Here is a 17,487-nt window from a genome sequence, read left to right as displayed (position 1 = left end):
ATGCCGTCGGTATGAAACGCGACGACGCCCAGCGCGGCGAGCGCGCGCAACAGGCCATCAAGCCGGCCGCTGCGGAATATTCAGGCCGCGCACAACCGCCGGACGCTCGACGAACGCCGCCAGCACGCGCCGCACGTTCGGGAAGTCCTGAATGCCGACCAGTTCTCCCGCCTCATAGAAGCCGACCAGATTGCGCACCCACGGGAAGATCGCGATATCGGCGATCGAATACTGATCGCCCATCACCCATGTGCGTCCTTCCAGGCGCTGCTCCAGCACGCCGAGCAGCCGCTTCGATTCGGCGATGTAGCGATCGCGCGGACGCTTGTCCTCGTACTCCCTGCCGGCGAATTTGTGGAAGAAGCCGACCTGGCCGAACATCGGACCGATGCCGCCCATCTGGAACATCACCCACTGGATCGTCTCGTAGCGCCCGGCGGCGTCCCGCGGGATCAGCCGGCCGCTTTTGTCGGCGAGATAAATCAGGATCGCGCCCGATTCGAACAGCGGCAGCGGTTTGCCGTCGGGACCGTTCGGATCGAGGATCGCCGGAATCTTGTTGTTCGGGTTCAACGACAGAAACGCCGGCGTCATCTGATCGTTGGTATCGAAGCGCACCAGATGTGGCTCGTACGGCAAGCCGGTTTCCTCGAGCATGATCGAGATTTTTACGCCATTGGGCGTCGGCAGCGAATAGAGCTGAATCCGGTCCGGATGCTCGGCCGGCCATTTCTTCGTGATCGCGAAAGCGGATAAATCGGTCATGGGTTCGGGTCGCCCTATGGGACAGAAATTGCAAGACCGACCAATATAAACCGACTCGCCACAACGCGTGCGAGGCCGCGTGAAGACCCTACAAACGCTGCGGCAACAGCGCCGTTCGCGATCGGCGGTTCACCACAAGTCCTTCGTCGCCGTACCCGCGCGCACGTTGAAGCCCTCGCGCCACAGCGCCGCGCCGACCGTCAGCAGCAGCGTCTTTTCGGTGCCGTCGAGCAGTTCCCACGCGGTCGCGAGCCACGTCGCGAAGTTCGCGCAGGTCGCTTCGAGATCGGGCGGCGCCTTGCCTTCCAAATACTGCCGTTCGAACATCGAAAGTATCTTTTCGGGTGTCATTGGCGCGACCTCCTGATGGGACTGCGCCAAGTCTAAAGGGCTCGCAGCGCGCGCGGAATGCCGATCATCGCGACCACGGGTTACTCCCAGGCCGGCCGCCGCGCCAACGTCAGCCGTGACACAGCTGGTGAAATCGGACGCGTCGTGTCCGACCTGCGCCGTACAAAAAGCAAAGGCGCCGCGACGATCGCGACGCCTCCGCCGTTACGGCAACCTGCATCGAACGGGTTCAGTGACGACCGCGCTTTGCATCGTCCCTGGCGACTTCCTTCGCATCGCCATAGGCCTTCTGCACCTTGCCGGCGCCCTGCTGCAGGTCGCCCTTGAGTTCCTTCGCAGGGTCCTTCGTGGCCTTGCCGACGGCCTCGTTGACCTTGCCCTTGACCTGCTCGCCAACGCCCTTCACTTGATCCTTGTTCATGCTCGGCTCCCATATGCGTAGTCGACGGAAATGCCGGCGCGGTATTGCGCCGGTGTGTGGGAAGCAGCAACGGCTGTTCCCGGGAGCTGCTCCGCGCGCCGGGCCGCGGCACCGACGAACGCCGACGCGCGATCGGGCAAATTTTTCATCAAAAGGCCTAAAGTCTCGCCGCGCACCGCCGTAAATGCGCTCAGGGAGGAGTCATGGACCGCACGGAGACTACGATTTCGGGATCATCGCAAGCTGCGTTGATCGATCACGACATCGCGCACATCGCGCGGGTGATGCACGTATCGCTGCGCGGCGATTTCGGCGGTCCGATCCTGCCAGCCAGCTATTGGCGCAAACGACTGACCGCGCTGGTCGACAGCGGCCAGCTTTCTACCGCCCAATTGGACAAAGTCGATAGCCTGCTGCTGCAACTCGATCGGCTGGCCTCGACGCCGCTGCCCGAATGGGAACGCTTCGCGCCCGCGCCGACCTCGCGATTCGAGCCGGCTGGCCCGGTGAAGAAGGTGAAGTCGGCCTGACCGCATCAGCATCCGCCCCACCCGCTGCACCCGCACGCGTGGCGCCAAGCCGGCACGCGGCTCGTCTTGCGCGCCGCAAAAAAAGCGGCCGGGCACGAGGTCGCGGTCGCCAACACACGTCGCAACGGCGGAAACCAGCGTCACGGGACCAGCGTCTATCCGCATTCGTGACAGGCATGGTTCGCCGCAGACAAACGCAGCGGCGCGACGTATCGCGAAAAATTCCTGATCAATCGGCGCCGACAATAGGGAAAGGGGACGACCTTAGGTCATAATGTCCGCAAAAATTCCCAGCAAGGACGCCACGTGACCCTCGCCGCCCCGTTCGACCTGCTCAAGCAGGCGCGCGCCCGTTTCACCCAACGCGAAATCGCAGCCCATGTCGGCAAGGACATCAAGACGGTGCGTCGCTGGGAAAAAGGTGAAACGCCTTGTCCCGCGATGCTGGAACCCGCGTTGCGCGATCTGCTGCGGCAAGGCGCGCGTGAGGCGCAACACGCGGGCGACGCGGCGCGCTTCCGCTTCATCGATCTGTTCGCGGGTATCGGCGGCATTCGCATGGGCTTCGAGGCGCACGGCGGCGAATGCGTGTTCACCAGCGAGTGGAACGAGTTCTCGACGCGGACTTATCGCGAGAACCACGGCGACAACTCCGCGAGCGGCGGCTCGCACGCGCTGATCGGCGACATCGTCACGTTTCCCGCCGAGGACGTGCCGAGCCACGACGTGCTGCTCGGCGGCTTTCCGTGCCAGCCGTTTTCGATCGCCGGCGTCAGCAAGAAAAACGCGCTTGGCCGGCCGCACGGCTTCGAATGCACGACCCAGGGCACGCTGTTTTTCGACGTCGCGCGCATCATCGCCGCGAAGCGCCCCGCCGCGTTCCTGCTCGAAAACGTAAAGAACCTGCTGTCGCACGACAAGGGCCGCACCTTCGACGTGATCCTGCAAACGCTGCGCGACGAGCTCGGCTACGAGGTGCACTACCGCGTGATCGATGGCCAGCATTTCACGCCTCAGCATCGCGAGCGCATCATCGTGGTGGGCTTTCGCGGCAAGACCGGGTTCACATGGGACGACCTGCGCCTGCCCGAACAGGGTCCGCGGCTCGGCGCGATCCTGCATCGCACGGACGGCACGGAACCGGTGCTGCCGTGGGACCATGACCGCTTCTTCGACCACACCGCGCGCCGCGTGCAGCCGAAGTACACGCTCACCCCGAAGCTGTGGGCGTATCTGCAAAACTACGCGGCCAAGCATCGTGCGGCGGGCAACGGCTTCGGTTTCGGCATGGCCTATCCGGACAGCGTGACGCGCACGCTGTCGGCGCGCTATCACAAGGACGGCTCCGAAATTCTCGTCTATCAGGGCGAGGCGCTGCGCCCGCGTCGCCTGACGCCGCGCGAATGCGCGCGACTGATGGGCTTTCCCGACACCTTCAGGATTCCGGTCAGCGATACGCAGGCCTACCGGCAGTTCGGCAATAGCGTCGTGATGCCGGTGATGCGCGAAGTGGCGCGTATCATGCTGCCGCATGTGCAAACCCTGCTTGCCCACCCGACCCGCGATGCGTCGAAACACTCCCTGCCGCTCTACGCGTGAGCGGCCGCGCGACCCGTTGGCCCGCTGACGATGGTCGATATCGTCGATAGCGCGACGCGCAGCCGGATGATGTCCGGCATTCGCGGCCGCAACACCAAGCCGGAGATCCTGATCCGCAGCCTGCTGCATCGGCGGGGCCTGCGCTTCCGGCTCGACGCGCGCGATCTGCCTGGCCGCCCCGACATCGTGCTGCCGCGCTATCGCGCGGTGGTGCTCGTGCATGGCTGCTTCTGGCATGGCCACGACTGTCATCTGTTCAAATGGCCGCAGACGCGGCCCGACTTCTGGCGCGACAAGATCGGCCGCAATCGCAGCAACGACGACAAGGTGCGCGCCGCGCTGCTCGCGAGCGGCTGGCGCGTCGCGATCGTGTGGGAATGCGCTTTGCGGGGCGCGAATCGCGATATCGCGGGCGTGATCGAGCGGCTCGTCGCGTGGATCGGAAGCGACGCGCCGGAGTTCGAGGAACGCGGCTGAAAACCGCGCGCGACCTGCCCGGCTCGCGCGAGTCTCGCGGCCGCTGGTGCTACACTCGAAAAGCTCACCCGGCGCGCTTTCGAGATGCCTTCGAGGCACGCTTCGGCGGCGTTTTCCGGGTGCTTCCAGGCGCTTTCGCGGCACGTCCTCACGCGCTTCGGCATGCCACGAGATGCGCCTCGCCCGCCGCGACATCGCGAACTCCGACGATCCCAGAACCAATCAACAAGGGAGGCACATCATGGCTGACTTCCGTCTCTGGTCCGACGATTTTCCCACCAACGGCTTCATGCCGAGAGCCCACGAGTACAACGACAAGGCGTTCGGCGGCGACGGCGAAAACATCTCGCCGTCGCTGCAATGGGAAGCGCCGCCCGCGGACACGCAAAGCTTCGCGCTCACCGTTCACGATCCCGACGCGCCGACCGGCAGCGGCTTCTGGCATTGGGTCGTGGTGAACATTCCGGCCGACGCGCGCTCGCTGCCGCGCAACGCCGGCAAGGCCGACGGCTCGCTGCTGCCGCAGGGCGCGATGCAGGTGCGCAACGACTATGGGACGGTCGGCTTCGGCGGCGCCGCGCCGCCGCGCGGCGATCGCACGCATCGCTATATCTTCCGGCTGCATGCGCTGAAAGTGCCGCATCTGCCGGTCAGCGCGGAAACCACCAACGCGGTCGCGCGCTTCATGACGCACCTGAACGAAATCGATTCGACGACCCACACGGGCCTTTACGAACTCAAATAACGGACGCGCGGCGCCGGCGCCCGGTAACGCCGGCGCCGCGCCGACCGATACGCCCCGCAGCGGCCAGCGCGTGAGCCGCGCACAGGCGCGCCAACATCTCCGACAAATCAAACAATCGATGCACGCACCCTCCCCGCGCACGGACGGCTCGACGTCCTCCACTTCCCGCTTCGAAGGCAAGGAACTGGGCCTACCGGTCCCACAACGCTACTGGGCGATGCTCGTCATCGCGCTCTCGCTGACGCTCGCGGTGCTCGACAGCGCGATCGCCAACGTCGCGCTGCCGACGATCGCGCGCAACCTCAATGCGAGCGCCGCCGCGTCGATCTGGGTCGTCAACGCGTATCAGCTCGCGATCACGATCTCGCTGCTGCCGCTCGCGTCGCTCGGCGACCGCATCGGCTACCGGCGCATTTATCTGTCGGGCCTGATCCTGTTCACGGTCGCGTCGTTCGGTTGCGCGCTGTCGAACTCGCTGGCGACGCTCGCGCTCGCGCGAGTGGTCCAGGGCTTCGGCGCGGCCGGCATCATGAGCGTGAACACCGCGATCGTGCGCATGATCTATCCGCCCAACCAGCTCGGGCGCGGCGTCTCGATCAACGCGATGGTGGTGGCGGTGTCGTCGGCGGTCGGGCCGACGGTCGCCTCGGGCGTGCTCGCGATCGCGAGCTGGCCGTGGCTGTTCGCGATCAACGTGCCGATCGGGATCGCGGCGATCGTCGGCGGCTTCAAGGCGCTGCCGATGAACCCCGGCCACGAATCCCCGTACGACTATCTGAGCGCGGTGATGAACGCGTTCGTGTTCGGCCTGCTGATTTTCGCGGTCGATGGCCTCGGCCACGGCGAGCGTTTCGGCTACGTGACGCTCGAGGCGCTCGGAGCGCTGGTCATCGGCTACTTCTTCGTGCGTCGCCAGCTGACGCGGCCCGCCCCGCTGCTGCCGATCGACCTGCTGCGTATTCCGGTGTTCGCGCTGTCGATCGGCACGTCGGTCTGCTCGTTCTGCGCGCAGATGCTCGCGTTCGTGTCGCTGCCGTTCCTGCTGCAGGAAACGTTCGGCATGTCGCAGGTCGAAACGGGTCTTTTGATGACGCCGTGGCCCGCGATCATCATCATCGCGGCGCCCATTGCCGGCGTGCTGTCGGACAGGATATCGGCCGGCTGGCTCGGCGGCGTCGGGCTCGCCGCGATGACGGTCGGCCTGCTGCTGCTCGCGACGCTCGGGCCTCACCCGGACGCGCTGCAGATTTCGTGGCGCATGGCGCTGTGCGGCGCGGGCTTCGGCATCTTCCAGTCGCCGAACAATCGCACGATGCTGTCGTCCGCGCCGCGCGAACGCAGCGGCGGCGCGAGCGGCATGCTCGGCACCGCGCGCCTGTCCGGGCAAACGCTCGGCGCGGCGCTGGTCGCGCTGATCTTCGGCGTCGCGCCGCAGAGCGGGACGATCATCGCGCTGTACGTGGCCGCGGGGTTCTCGGCGGTCGCGGCGGTCGTCAGCACGATGCGGGTCATGCAGAAGGCGGCGCAGCCGGCCTGAAGGCTGTGGCCGTTATGCGCGCAAGACATGCACGATAAAAGGCGCGCATCGCACGAGGCGATGCACGCCTTTTTGCTTTGATCTTCCCTGTCACTCCATGCACGACGTGAGCGGCACACACGCGCCGCCCGCCCGCGCGGGCCGCGCCTGTCGGCTCAGGGCGATGCCGTCACGTCAGCGAGCTTTACCGCTTTGGCCGTCACCGAAGACGCGGTCGCGACGTGGCGCAGATCATCGAGCAACGTATCGCGCCACACCGACAGGTTGCTCTCGCGCATCGGCTCCATCATGTCCGCATGACGCGCCTGACGTTCGGCGAGCGGCATCGCTAATGCGCGCTCGAGCGCTTCAGCCATCTGCGACAGATCGAACGGATTGACGACGAGCGCGCCCGGCAGCTGCTCGGCCGCGCCCGCGAATTGCGACAGCACGAGCACGCCCGGATCGGCCGGATCCTGCGACGCGACGTACTCCTTGGCCACCAGATTCATGCCGTCGCGCAGCGGCGTCACATAGCCGACCTGCGACTGGCGGAAGAGCGCCATCAGCAGATTGCGCTCGTACTTGCGGTTCAGATACTGGATCGGCGTCCAGTCGAGCTGCGCGAACCGGCCGTTGATGCGGCCCGCCTCGCCTTCGAGCGTTTGCCGGATGCGCTGATAGGTCTGCACGTCGGCGCGGGTCGGCGGCGCGATCTGCACGAGCGACACGCGGCCGTGCCAGCCGGGCGCGTTCTGCAACAGCCGCTCGAATGCCTGGAAGCGCTCGACCAGTCCCTTCGAATAGTCGAGCCGGTCGACGCTCATGATCAGCTTGCGCCCGCGCATGCCGTCGCGCAGGCTGCGCACCGCCTTGCGGTCGGTGAACTGCTCGGCGGCCTTCGCGATCGCATCGGGATAGATGCCGATCGGGTACGCGCCGACCTTCAGGAAGCGGTTGTACGCGTGCACCATGCCGTCTTCACTCGACGTGCCATGGTGACCGCGCTCGATATAGTCGACGAACGACTGGCGATCCGCCTCCGTCTGAAAGCCGATCACGTCGTAGCTGCACATCGCCTTGACGAGTTCTTCATGCGGCGGAATCGTGCGCAACACTTCGGGCACCGGAAACGGAATGTGCAGGAAGAAGCCGATCGGGTTCTTCACGCCGAGCTCGCGCAGGCAGCGCGCGAACGGCAGCAGATGGTAGTCGTGCACCCAGATGATGTCGCTGGGCTTGAGCAGTTCCTTGAGCTGCTTGGCGAGCGTCGCATTGACGCGCTGGTAGCCCGCGTAGTCCTCGCGGTCGTAGCGGGACAGATCGTTGCGATAGTGGAAGGTCGGCCACAACGTGGTGTTCGAAAAACCGCGGTAGTACTCGTCGTAATCGCGCTTGGTGAGGCCCACAGTCGCGTAGGTGACGTTGCCCTGCTTCTCGATCACGGGCGCGGATGGCTCGCTGACCGTTTCGCCGCTCCAGCCGAACCAGACGCCGCCGGTCTCCTTCAGTGCGTCCAGCACGCCGATCGCGAGCCCGCCCGCTGCCGGACGCGCTTCCTGAATCGGTGCGACACGATTCGATACCACGATCAATCTGCTCATTAGTGCTCCATTGTTTCGTTGTATGCGGAATTGCGCCAAAACGGTGCATGCAATCATCGTGCCGATATATGAGATATCGGAAATAAAGTTGTATGAAAATGTGACAAACGAGCAAATCCCCGCAATCATCACGGATGGCGAAGAAAATTTTTCTGTTAAATCCGACGAATGCGGAGGTCTTTCTTACCGGTATCCCGGTCGCCGGGATACCCCCGCCCGGGTGCTACGCTGCCTCAGGCATCCTGCTCCGAGCCCAGATCGCGCTGGTATTCGAGGCCTTCCTGACGCACCCCGCCCTGGTTGTGCTCGCCGTCCGGCGGCGTATGCGGGGCGATCCGATTCTGCGCGGCCGGGTCCGGCGACACCACCGGCTCAGTCTCGACCTCGGCCGGCCGTGGCCCGCGCTTGGAGTGCCGCGCGGAACGTCGCAATGCGGGGTGTCTCATGATCGTGCCTCCGGGGGAAGCCTGCCGCTTGTCGCGGCATCCCTACAGTCTAGGGGGCGAAACCGTAAACTGCCGGTAAAACATGCGCCGGCTTTGTAACAAATACAGCAATGTTCTGCACCGACCCAGGGCATGGCGCCTTGCAGTGCGGGATGTGGTTCCATCGAGTGCGCGACAGGGCGCCGACATCGACGGTCGTATCAACATTGCCGCGGGTCCGCGACGGACGGTCGGCGGCCTGAGGCGTTTGCGTCGGCTGCGGCGGCGGATCGCCGATCGGCGGCGTGACCGGTTCGACGGGTTCGATCGGATCGGGTGTCGGGCCGGGGATCGTGTCGGGTTCGGCCGGGTCCGGCGGCGCGATGGGAGGTGCAGTGGGCGGCTCGACCGGTTCGGGCCGATGAGCGTGCAACCGCCTGGACGGCGCGGAAACGGCGGCGTAATGCGGCAGGTGCGGCATGTCGGTGACCTCGTTTTGCGTTCCACCGGAGCGCAGCAAGGCTTGTGCCGTTCGGGTGCCCGCCCGGAAGCCCGGACGGGCGGATACTGGGGACGCGGATGACGTGCGAACGAGGCGCGGATCAGGCGTCCGCGCCGCCGAGTGCGCGTGATTCGTCGGTGGGATCGCCGTCGTCGCGCGCATCGTTGCCGTACTCGACGAGCCGGTTGTAAAGCGTCTTCAGGCTGATGCCGAGAATTTCCGCGGCGCGCGTCTTGACGCCGCCGCATTGCTCGAGCGTCGCAAGAATCAGCTGACGGTCGGCTTCCGCGAGCGAGGTGCCGAACGGGATCGTGATCGCGGTGCCGGCCGCGGGCTTCGACAGCGTGATTTGCAACGGCACCGTCGCCGTGCTATCCGAATCCCCGCTCGACATGATGTGCGCGCGCTGCACGTAGTTCTTCAGCTCGCGCACATTGCCCGGCCACGGATACGACAGCAGCATGTCCTTCACCGCGACAGGGAAATGCTTCTTCGTGCCGTGACGCTCGTTGAGCTCATCGAGGAACGATTGCGCGAGCAGCTCGACGTCCTTGCCGCGATCGCGCAGCGGCGGCAGGCTGATCGGAAACACGTTCAGCCGGTGGTACAGATCGAGCCGCAGCTTGCCTTCGAGCACCGCCTGCTCGGGATCGCGATTGGTGGCCGCGATCAGACGCACGTCGGTTTCGATTTCCTTGGTCGTGCCGACGCGCATGAACATGCCGGTCTCGAGCACGCGCAGCAGCTTTACCTGCAGCTCGATCGGCATCTCGGTGATTTCGTCGAGGAACAGCGTGCCGCCGTTCGCGCGCTCGAAATAGCCCTTGTGCTGCCGGTCCGCGCCGGTGAACGAACCGCGCTCGTGGCCGAACATTTCCGATTCGATCAGATTCGGCGAAATCGCGCCGCAGTTGACCGCGAGGAACGCGTGCTTGCGGCGCAGGCTCAGCTCGTGCAGCGTCTGCGCGGCAACTTCCTTGCCGGTGCCCGATTCGCCGACCAGCATCACCGAGGCCGCCGTCGGCGCGACGCGGCTGATCTGGTCGTAGACCTCCTGCATCGCCGGCGAATTGCCGAGCATCAGACCGAAGCGGCCCATGCGGCGCAACTCGCCCCGCAGCGTGCCGATTTCGGCCTTCAGGTCGCCGGCGCGCGGCAGGCGCGACAGGATCGACTTCACGCGCTGCATGTTGATCGGCTTCACGAGGTAGTCGGCCGCGCCCATTTTCAGTGCGCTGACCGCCGACTCGACCGTCGCGTGGCCGGTGATCACGATCACTTCGACGCCGGAGCGCGGATCGAGATCTTCGAACAGATCGACCCCGCTGCCGTCGGGCAGCTTCAGGTCGGTGAAAACGACGTCCGGCATCTGCCGGATCAGTTGAATACGCGCTTCGCGCAGATCGCCCGCGGTGGCGGTGGTCAGCCCGTCTTCCCCGATGACGGCGGAAAGTGCCTCGCGGGTACCTGCGTCATCATCGACAATGAGTACATGTGGCATCGCGTTTCGAAAGCCTGCAAGCGTGGGTCAGAAAATATGCGGAACATGCCAATGGGCATGCGGCTGGGTCCGGTCGGCTGCATGACGCGGAATCGATTGCGTTCCGTTCCGCCGACCATTTGATGAAAAATTGCAACAATAACGGCCAAATTCGCGCCAGCTTCCGCGTCATTGTTGTCTATTTACCTATTATACGGCTTTACAAGATTCATTTAACAATCCCGTTCCAGGCGCCGGCCGCGGGCCGCGTTGCATTCGAGCGAACCGCGTCAGCCGCGCGGAAACGGCCATGCGCGGGGTTCGCCGTTGACCTGCCCCGAGCCGTTGGCGCTGTGCGAGGCGGGCGCCAGCTCGGTCGACAAAGTCGCCGGCGCCGCCACCGCGCCGCCCTCGTTTTCCCAGCGGCTCAGCTCGCGCGCCGGTGAGACCTGGCCCGTGCGCTTGTGTTGCACGTAGCGAACCGCCAGGAAGCCGCCGATTGCCATCAATGCGCCAAAAAAACCAATGGTGGGTCGTGTCATCATGAACTCCTTGGATCGTGATGCGGATGAATGCAGCCGTGCCAAGCGTGCGCCGCGTCTAACGCGCGGCCAGCACGCCGAGCAAAAAACCGGTGCCCGCCGCGAGCGCGAGCGAGCGCCACGGGTTATGGCGCACATAGTGCTCGGCGCTGACCGCCGCCCCGCGATATCGGCGATGCACGTTGCGTTGCGCATCGCCGAGCGTCGATTGCAGCGTTTCCACGTGCGTGCCGAGCCGGTCGCGCAAGGCGCCGACGCCTTCGCCCGGCACGTTGGCGGCGAGCCGCAGCATTTCCTCCGAGTCCCTCAGCAGCACCCGAAGATCCTCGACGATCTTCTGTCCGCCGAGTGCAAGTTGTTGTGTGGTGTCAGTCATCGTTCACTCCTCGTCTGATTCGGCGTTCGTGCGTTGCCGCGGAATCGGTGCGTCGACCGGTGCAACAGTTCGGGCTTCGGGCGCACGATGCGGGTTGCCGGTTTGCGCTGGCCGGCGGCGCTGCGACGTAGCCGTCAAACCTCGCACGACTCGATCAAACGGTCAATGATGCAATGCATGTGCCCGGTATATTTACCGCTCCAGCGCGCTGATAAAGCCAATTTCGCGCACTTTCGACCGATCGCGCGCACGGCTATTTCAGCGGCTGCCAGTTCGATTGCCGGAATCAGTGTCGAAGTGGTTAAATCGTCTTTTATGAGATAGTGGCTGTACGGTCTATCGCATTCAAGGCCTGCGCGCCGCAACACGAACTCCATTTGCACAGGACTTCCCTTTTTATGGCGTCAATCGATCTGGACTCGCGCACCGTGTCCGCCGGTGGCAATGCTTCGCCACAAGCGAAGCAGCGCGTCGCGGACGCCGTCGCGGGACTGAAATCGTACGGGCTGCTGTACGGCTCGTCGCCGGTAATGCTCGATCTGTACGAACAGATCGAACGCGTCGCGGATACCGACGCGACCGCGCTGATCATCGGCGAATCGGGCACCGGCAAGGAGCTGATCGCCCGCACCATCCACGAGCGCAGCGGCCGCAAGGACGGCGCGTTCGTCGCCGTGAACTGCGGCGCGATTCCCGATGAGCTGATCGAAGCCGAACTGTTCGGCCACGAAAAAGGCAGCTTCACCGGCGCGGTCCAGGGCCGCGTCGGCTACTTCGAACATGCGAACGGCGGCACGCTGTTTCTGGACGAAATCACCGAAATGGCGCCGGTGCGCCAGGTCAAGCTGCTGCGCGCGCTCGAAACCGGCACGTTCTATCGCGTCGGCGGCAACGAGTTGATCAGCGGCAACGTGCGCGTGATCGCCGCGACCAATCGCGACCCCGCCGTAGCCGTCAAGGAAAACGGCTTGCGCGAGGATCTGATGTACCGGCTCGCGGTGTTTCCGCTGCGCGCGCCGCCGCTGCGCGAGCGCGAAAACGATCGCGAGCTGCTCGCGCAACACTTCCTCGCGCAATTGAATCAGCAGGAAGGCACCAACAAGAGCTTCAGCAAACGCTCGATCGAAACGCTGCGTTCATGGTCGTGGCCGGGCAACGTGCGCGAGTTGAAGAACGCCGTCTATCGCGCGTTCATTCTCGCGGAAAAGACGGTTGAATTGCCGCATCCGCATCTTGCGTCGCGAGTCAAGAAAGCGGTCACTCAAGGCGACACGATGAGCGTGTGGATCGGCACGCCGCTCGCCGACGCGCAGAAGCAGATCATTCTCGGCACCCTCAAGTACTGCGGCGGCGACAAGCGACGCGCGGCCAAAGCGCTCGGCGTGAGCCTCAAAACGCTGTACAACCGGCTGAGCGCATACGGCGACGAAAGCGGGGAAGACGAAGCCGACTCATAGGCACGGTGCAACGCGAGCCGTCCGCCGATGGCGGCGGCCAGCTGTTGCGCTGTTCGTCATGATCCTTTCGCCGCGCGTTTCGCGGCACCGAATTCACCTGCTCAACGTCTCACGCCGACGGCAAATTCACCTGATGTCCCCAATACCTGGCAGAGCCAGGTAAGCCCGCCCATGCGACAGAAAACATCGCAGCGCACGATGTTTTGCAATTTCTTGCATTTTTTCGCTGCCAATTACAAAACGCATCCTGCACAATGCGGCTGCATAATGAACGACGTGTCCTTCGTTTACACGCGCGAAGCGTGAACGCAGGCACCTGTACGGGCAGGGACGGGAGAAATGCAAAAGAACATGGTGTGGGCTGTCAACGCGAAGTCCGTTGTCGCTGGCAAACGCCCCCACGTAACAGCGCTGATCGCGCTGGCGCTGGCGGTTTCGTCGGCATTGAGCGGCTGCAGTTCGTTGTACACGGAAGGCGCGGTCGCGGGCGCCGGTGTCGCGGGCGCCGCGGTCGCCAACAAGGTCACCAGCAATGCGGCGGTCGCGACCGGTATCGGTCTTGGCGCGGTCGCCGCCGCGCGCGCCGGTGTGCAGTACTCGGAGCGCGTAGTTCACACGAATACGCAGAACAGCATCGCGCAGGCGGCCGGTCCGCTCGAGGTCGGCGCGGTCGCCCCGTGGAGCATCACCCACTCTTTCCCAATCGAAGACGACGAACACGGCCGCGTGACCGTCAGCCGTCTGATCAGCACCGGCCAGCTCGACTGCAAGGAAATCGTCTTTTCCGTCGATCAAAACGCAACGCGCGACAAGCCCGCGAGCAGCGCGTTCTACATCGCATCGGTTTGCCGTGATGGTAAGGACTGGCGTTGGGCATCGGCCGAACCCGCCACCGAGCGCTGGGGTGCGCTGCAATGAAATTGCGTTCGCTTGGCGTTCCGATGGGTGATCGGATGCGGCTCATCGCGGCCGGCGCGCTATGCGTCGGCGCGAGCCTGCTGGCGAGCGGCTGCGCGTCGATCGGCGCGGCGAGCGGCGCGGCGGCGGGTATCGCATCGGGCCTCGTGACCAGCAATCCGGCCGTCGCGCTCGGCGTCGGCGTGGCCGTGCAGGCCGCGACAGACGAAGCGGTCGCGCGCTACATGCGCAGCATGCACAAGGATCAGCAGGATCTGATGGCGGCGCTGGTCGGCACGATGCCGGTCGGCGAAACGAAACCGTGGTCGGTCAAGCACACCTTGCCGATCGAAAACGGCCATGGCGAGGTGCGCGTGACCCGCGCGTTCAGCTCGGCGCTCGCGCTGTGCAAGGATTTCGTGTTCTCGGTGCAGGACGGCGACGGCCCGAACGCGCCCGAGAGGTGGTTCACGGCGAGCGCGTGCCAGCAGGACAAGGGTTGGAAGTGGGCGACGGCCGAGCCGGCAGTTGCACGCTGGGGCAATCTGCAATAAAAAAGCGGCGAGGTTTTCCTCGCCGCTTTTTTGTCTGAACCGCAGTCGTTTCCGCGGCAACCCAGGCTTAAGACTCCACGTCTTCCAGACTGAAGATTTCGGTCTGGTCGTTATACGAAAAGATCTCGCCGTAACGGCCCCAGTTGATGACCGCGTCGAGCGTCTCTTCCGCCGCGCTGTCCGACAGGAAGTCCTCGAGCTCCTGCTCGAAACGCACGCGCGGCGCGCGATGTCCGGGCCGCTCGTTCAACACCTTCTTGATCCGCGCCGCGAGCGGCACGTGCCGCAGCAGATGCTCGGCGAACATCATCTTCCGTTCCTGCGTGCCGAACTCGGAGAACACGCGCGCCGGCGGCGTCAGGAAAATGTCGCCCTCGCGCACGTCGGCGAAACCGAGGTGCTGCAGCACTTCGGCGATCGGGAACAGATCGTCGACCTCCAGATGCAGCGAGCGCGCGATTTCCGGCATGTCCGCGCGGCCGTGATACGGCGCGGCGGCGAGCGTTTCGATCAGACCGGCCATCAGGTTGGTCGACACGTGCGGCAGCCAGCTACCGAGCTCCAGCCCCTTCTTGGTCTTTTCGTCGGTCTGACGCGCGGTCATCTTCGCGTAGATCTCGTCGACGAGGCGGCGGAATGCCGGGTCCAGACGGTTGCGCGGATGCTTGAACGGCACCTTGATCTCGGCGATCACGCGGCCCGGGTTCGACGACAGCACCAGAATGCGGTCACACATGAACACCGCTTCCTCGATGTTGTGCGTCACGATCAGCACCGCCTTGATCGGCATGCGCCCCTGCGTCCAGAGATCGAGCAGGTCGGTACGCAGCGTTTCGGCGGTCAGCACGTCGAGTGCGGAGAACGGCTCGTCCATCAGCAGCAGCGTCGGATCGACGACGAGCGCGCGCGCAAAGCCGACGCGCTGGCGCATGCCACCCGACAACTCGCGCGGATACGCGTTTTCGAAGCCGTCGAGGCCGATCAGGTCGATCGCGGCGAGCGCGCGCGTGCGCCGCTCCGACGCACCGACGCCTTGCGCCTCGAGACCCGCTTCCACGTTCTGCAGCACGGTCAGCCACGGAAACAGCGCGAAGGTCTGGAACACCATCGCGACACCCTTGGCCGGGCCTGCGAGCGGCTTGCCCATGTACGTGACTTCGCCGTCGGTCGGCTCGATCAGACCGGCGATGATGCGCAACAGCGTCGACTTGCCCGAGCCCGAACGGCCAAGCAGGCCGACGATCTCGCCCTCGCGCAGCGACAGATTCGCGTCGTCGAGGACGAGCAGTTCGCCCTGCGTCTTGTTGAAGCCGCGGCACACGTCCTTCACGCGCAGGATTTCCTCGCCGAGGCGCGGGGGCTTCGGCGGCGTCTGGATCGGCGCGGCGGTCATAGCAGCTTTAGGATTTTGCATCGCGTTAAGCCTTCATTTCTCAATCTAGACGGAGCTTGCCTTCGGCGTAGGCGTACATCGGACGCCACAGCAGACGGTTGAACAGGGTCACGAATAGGGACATCACGGCGATGCCCACGATGATCTTCGGATAGTCGCCCGCCGCGGTAGTCTGCGCGATATAGGCGCCGAGGCCATGCGCGGCGACCTTGGTATCGCCCCACTGCACGAACTCGGCAACGATGCTCGCGTTCCACGCGCCGCCCGACGCGGTGATCGCACCGGTCACGTAGTACGGAAAAATGCCCGGCAGCATCGCCTGACGCCACCACTGCCAGCCGCGAATGTGGAAATTCTTGGCCGCCTCGCGGTAGTCGTTCGGATACGAGCTTGCACCTGCAATCACGTTGAACAGGATATACCACTGCGTGCCGAGCACGATCAGCGGCGACAGCCAGATGTCCGGATTCAGGTGAAAGCGCACGATCGCGATCACGAACACCGGGAACAGCAAATTCGCCGGGAACGCCGCGAGGAACTGCGCGAGTGGCTGCATCTTTTCCGCGAGCGCGGGGCGCAGGCCAATCAGCACGCCGACGGGCACCCAGATCACGGAAGCGATCGCGATCAGCACGACCACACGCAGGAGAGTGATCAGGCCCAGCACCAACACGTGGCCGATCTCGTCGAGCGTCACGCCGGTCCGCACATACAGGAACACGCGGTACACCACATACACCGTGGCGAGCAGCACGATCGCCGCCCAGATGAAGTCGCCGAGCTTCGAGTTCTTCTCGCGCTGCGGGATGTGAAAGCGCGGCGCGCTGAACGCCGGCAGTTGGAAGCGCACCCGAGCCGCGCGCGCGAACATCCAGCCGAGCGGCACGAGCAACCGGTGAATCAGCCGCGTGCGGCGGATCAGGTCGAGCAGCCACGATTCCGGCGCATCGCCCGAACTCGTGAACTCCATGCGGAACTTGTCGGCCCACGCGACGAGCGGACGGAACAGCAACTGGTCGTAGGCGAGAATCACGACCGTCATCGCGAGGATGACCCAGCCGATCGCGTCCAGGTTCTTGTCGCTGATCGCCTGCGCCAGGTAGGCGCCGATGCCCGGCAGCGTAACCGTATGATTGCCGACCGTGATCGCTTCTGAAGCCACGACGAAGAACCAGCCGCCCGACATCGACATCATCATGTTCCAGATCAGGCCGGGCATCGAGAACGGCACTTCGAGTTTCCAGAAGCGCTGCCATGAAGTCAGATGAAAGCCGCGCGAGACTTCGTCGAGATCGCGCGGCACCGTGCGCAGCGACTGATAGAAGCTGAACGTCATGTTCCACGCCTGGCTCGTGAAGATCGCGAAGATCGCGGCGAGTTCGGCGCCGAGCACGCGGCCCGGGAACATCGCGAGGAAGAACGTGACCGTGAACGAGATGTAGCCGAGCACCGGCACCGACTGCAGGATGTCGAGAATCGGCACCAGCACGAGACCGGCGCGGCGGCTCTTGGCGGCCAGCGTCCCGTAGACCAGCGTGAAGATCAGCGACGCGACCATCGCCGCGAGCATGCGCAGCGTGGTGCGCATCGCGTACTCGGGCAGGTTGGCCGGATCGAGCGAGATCGCCTGCGTCTTTAGCGTCGACATCGGCGCGAGCGTCTCGTGAAAGCCGATCGACGCCATCGCGATCAGGCAGATGATCAGCGGGAACGCGACGAAGTCCCAGCGGTTGGGCAACACGCGCCATGCCGACGCATTGGCGGTGCGGTTCAGGTTGAAGCTGAAATCCATCAGATGCCCTCCCTCTTCAAACAGGCATTCGAACGCTCGAAGGAGGCCGCGGCTGCTCCGC

General features: G+C 64.8%; 18 protein-coding genes and 1 pseudogene. 8 read left to right on the top strand and 11 right to left on the bottom strand.

What is annotated here, in order from left to right; all coding sequences use genetic code 11:
- Positions 1 to 57: 57 nt before the first annotated feature.
- From OKW26_RS38285 to OKW26_RS38275, 3 genes are all read right to left on the bottom strand, one after another.
- Positions 58 to 765: a glutathione binding-like protein gene (locus OKW26_RS38285; protein ID WP_184021434.1), complete on the bottom strand. Its 708-nt coding sequence runs from the start codon at positions 763 to 765 to the stop codon at positions 58 to 60.
- A 129-nt stretch (positions 766 to 894) separates the two neighbouring features.
- A complete protein-coding gene (locus OKW26_RS38280; protein WP_090803585.1) occupies positions 895 to 1,116 on the bottom strand; it encodes a hypothetical protein in 222 nt (73 codons plus the stop codon).
- A gap of 229 nt (positions 1,117 to 1,345) precedes the next feature.
- Positions 1,346 to 1,537 (bottom strand): CsbD family protein, encoded by a 192-nt coding sequence (locus tag OKW26_RS38275; RefSeq protein ID WP_429356809.1) that lies wholly within the window; start codon positions 1,535 to 1,537, stop codon positions 1,346 to 1,348.
- Between the two features lie 203 nt (positions 1,538 to 1,740).
- Here OKW26_RS38275 and OKW26_RS38270 point away from each other — a divergent pair, with 203 nt between their 5' ends.
- From OKW26_RS38270 to OKW26_RS38250, 5 genes are all read left to right on the top strand, one after another.
- Entirely contained in the window at positions 1,741 to 2,067 is a 327-nt protein-coding gene (locus OKW26_RS38270; RefSeq protein WP_429356808.1) for a hypothetical protein, read from the top strand.
- Between the two features lie 306 nt (positions 2,068 to 2,373).
- Entirely contained in the window at positions 2,374 to 3,666 is a 1,293-nt protein-coding gene (gene dcm / locus OKW26_RS38265) for a DNA (cytosine-5-)-methyltransferase (RefSeq protein ID WP_429356807.1), read from the top strand.
- Between the two features lie 30 nt (positions 3,667 to 3,696).
- Positions 3,697 to 4,143: a very short patch repair endonuclease gene (locus tag OKW26_RS38260; protein ID WP_429356806.1), complete on the top strand. Its 447-nt coding sequence runs from the start codon at positions 3,697 to 3,699 to the stop codon at positions 4,141 to 4,143.
- 241 nt (positions 4,144 to 4,384) lie between these two features.
- Positions 4,385 to 4,888, top strand: coding sequence for a YbhB/YbcL family Raf kinase inhibitor-like protein (locus OKW26_RS38255; RefSeq protein WP_018419796.1), 504 nt, complete (start codon positions 4,385 to 4,387; stop codon positions 4,886 to 4,888).
- 118 nt (positions 4,889 to 5,006) lie between these two features.
- Complete coding sequence (locus OKW26_RS38250) at positions 5,007 to 6,425, top strand: MFS transporter (protein ID WP_429356805.1); 1,419 nt, start codon at positions 5,007 to 5,009, stop codon at positions 6,423 to 6,425.
- 155 nt (positions 6,426 to 6,580) lie between these two features.
- Here OKW26_RS38250 and otsA read toward each other — a convergent pair whose 3' ends face one another.
- From otsA to OKW26_RS38220, 6 genes and pseudogenes are all read right to left on the bottom strand, one after another.
- Positions 6,581 to 8,008 carry an alpha,alpha-trehalose-phosphate synthase (UDP-forming) gene (gene otsA / locus OKW26_RS38245; RefSeq protein WP_184065538.1) on the bottom strand — a complete coding sequence of 476 codons (1,428 nt, stop codon included), beginning with the start codon at positions 8,006 to 8,008 and terminating at the stop codon, positions 6,581 to 6,583.
- Positions 8,009 to 8,241: 233 nt separating this feature from the next.
- Entirely contained in the window at positions 8,242 to 8,454 is a 213-nt protein-coding gene (locus OKW26_RS38240) for a hypothetical protein (RefSeq protein WP_026225665.1), read from the bottom strand.
- A gap of 200 nt (positions 8,455 to 8,654) precedes the next feature.
- Positions 8,655 to 8,905: pseudogene (locus OKW26_RS38235) on the bottom strand (hypothetical protein).
- Positions 8,906 to 9,035: 130 nt separating this feature from the next.
- The gene (locus OKW26_RS38230; protein ID WP_184045722.1) at positions 9,036 to 10,436 is read right to left on the bottom strand and encodes a sigma-54-dependent transcriptional regulator; all 1,401 of its coding nucleotides are present in this window, start codon (positions 10,434 to 10,436) and stop codon (positions 9,036 to 9,038) included.
- Between the two features lie 269 nt (positions 10,437 to 10,705).
- Positions 10,706 to 10,957, bottom strand: a complete 252-nt coding sequence (locus OKW26_RS38225) for a hypothetical protein (RefSeq protein ID WP_018419790.1) — start codon at positions 10,955 to 10,957, stop codon at positions 10,706 to 10,708.
- A 58-nt stretch (positions 10,958 to 11,015) separates the two neighbouring features.
- Positions 11,016 to 11,333: a DUF883 family protein gene (locus tag OKW26_RS38220; RefSeq protein ID WP_429356804.1), complete on the bottom strand. Its 318-nt coding sequence runs from the start codon at positions 11,331 to 11,333 to the stop codon at positions 11,016 to 11,018.
- Between the two features lie 398 nt (positions 11,334 to 11,731).
- On the opposite strand from OKW26_RS38220, the gene OKW26_RS38215 reads away from it, so the two are divergent.
- From OKW26_RS38215 to OKW26_RS38205, 3 genes are all read left to right on the top strand, one after another.
- Complete coding sequence (locus OKW26_RS38215; RefSeq protein WP_184059525.1) at positions 11,732 to 12,790, top strand: sigma-54 interaction domain-containing protein; 1,059 nt, start codon at positions 11,732 to 11,734, stop codon at positions 12,788 to 12,790.
- A gap of 339 nt (positions 12,791 to 13,129) precedes the next feature.
- Positions 13,130 to 13,708: a hypothetical protein gene (locus OKW26_RS38210; RefSeq protein WP_184059527.1), complete on the top strand. Its 579-nt coding sequence runs from the start codon at positions 13,130 to 13,132 to the stop codon at positions 13,706 to 13,708.
- Entirely contained in the window at positions 13,705 to 14,241 is a 537-nt protein-coding gene (locus OKW26_RS38205; RefSeq protein WP_090803568.1) for a hypothetical protein, read from the top strand. The genes OKW26_RS38210 and OKW26_RS38205 overlap by 4 nt, the downstream gene beginning before the upstream one ends.
- A gap of 67 nt (positions 14,242 to 14,308) precedes the next feature.
- On the opposite strand, the gene OKW26_RS38200 is transcribed toward OKW26_RS38205, so the two are convergent.
- Together OKW26_RS38200 and OKW26_RS38195 are read right to left on the bottom strand one after the other, a co-directional pair.
- Positions 14,309 to 15,655: an AAA-associated domain-containing protein gene (locus OKW26_RS38200; protein ID WP_026225663.1), complete on the bottom strand. Its 1,347-nt coding sequence runs from the start codon at positions 15,653 to 15,655 to the stop codon at positions 14,309 to 14,311.
- A gap of 19 nt (positions 15,656 to 15,674) precedes the next feature.
- A complete protein-coding gene (locus OKW26_RS38195) occupies positions 15,675 to 17,426 on the bottom strand; it encodes an ABC transporter permease (RefSeq protein WP_429356803.1) in 1,752 nt (583 codons plus the stop codon).
- Between the last annotated feature and the right edge of the window lie 61 nt (positions 17,427 to 17,487).

This window comes from Paraburkholderia sp. 32, from assembly GCF_050435345.1.
Classification (GTDB): Bacteria; Pseudomonadota; Gammaproteobacteria; order Burkholderiales; family Burkholderiaceae; genus Paraburkholderia; species Paraburkholderia tuberum.
The sequence above is the reverse complement of the archived record's forward strand: the minus strand, read 5'-3'. Positions and strand labels throughout refer to the sequence as shown.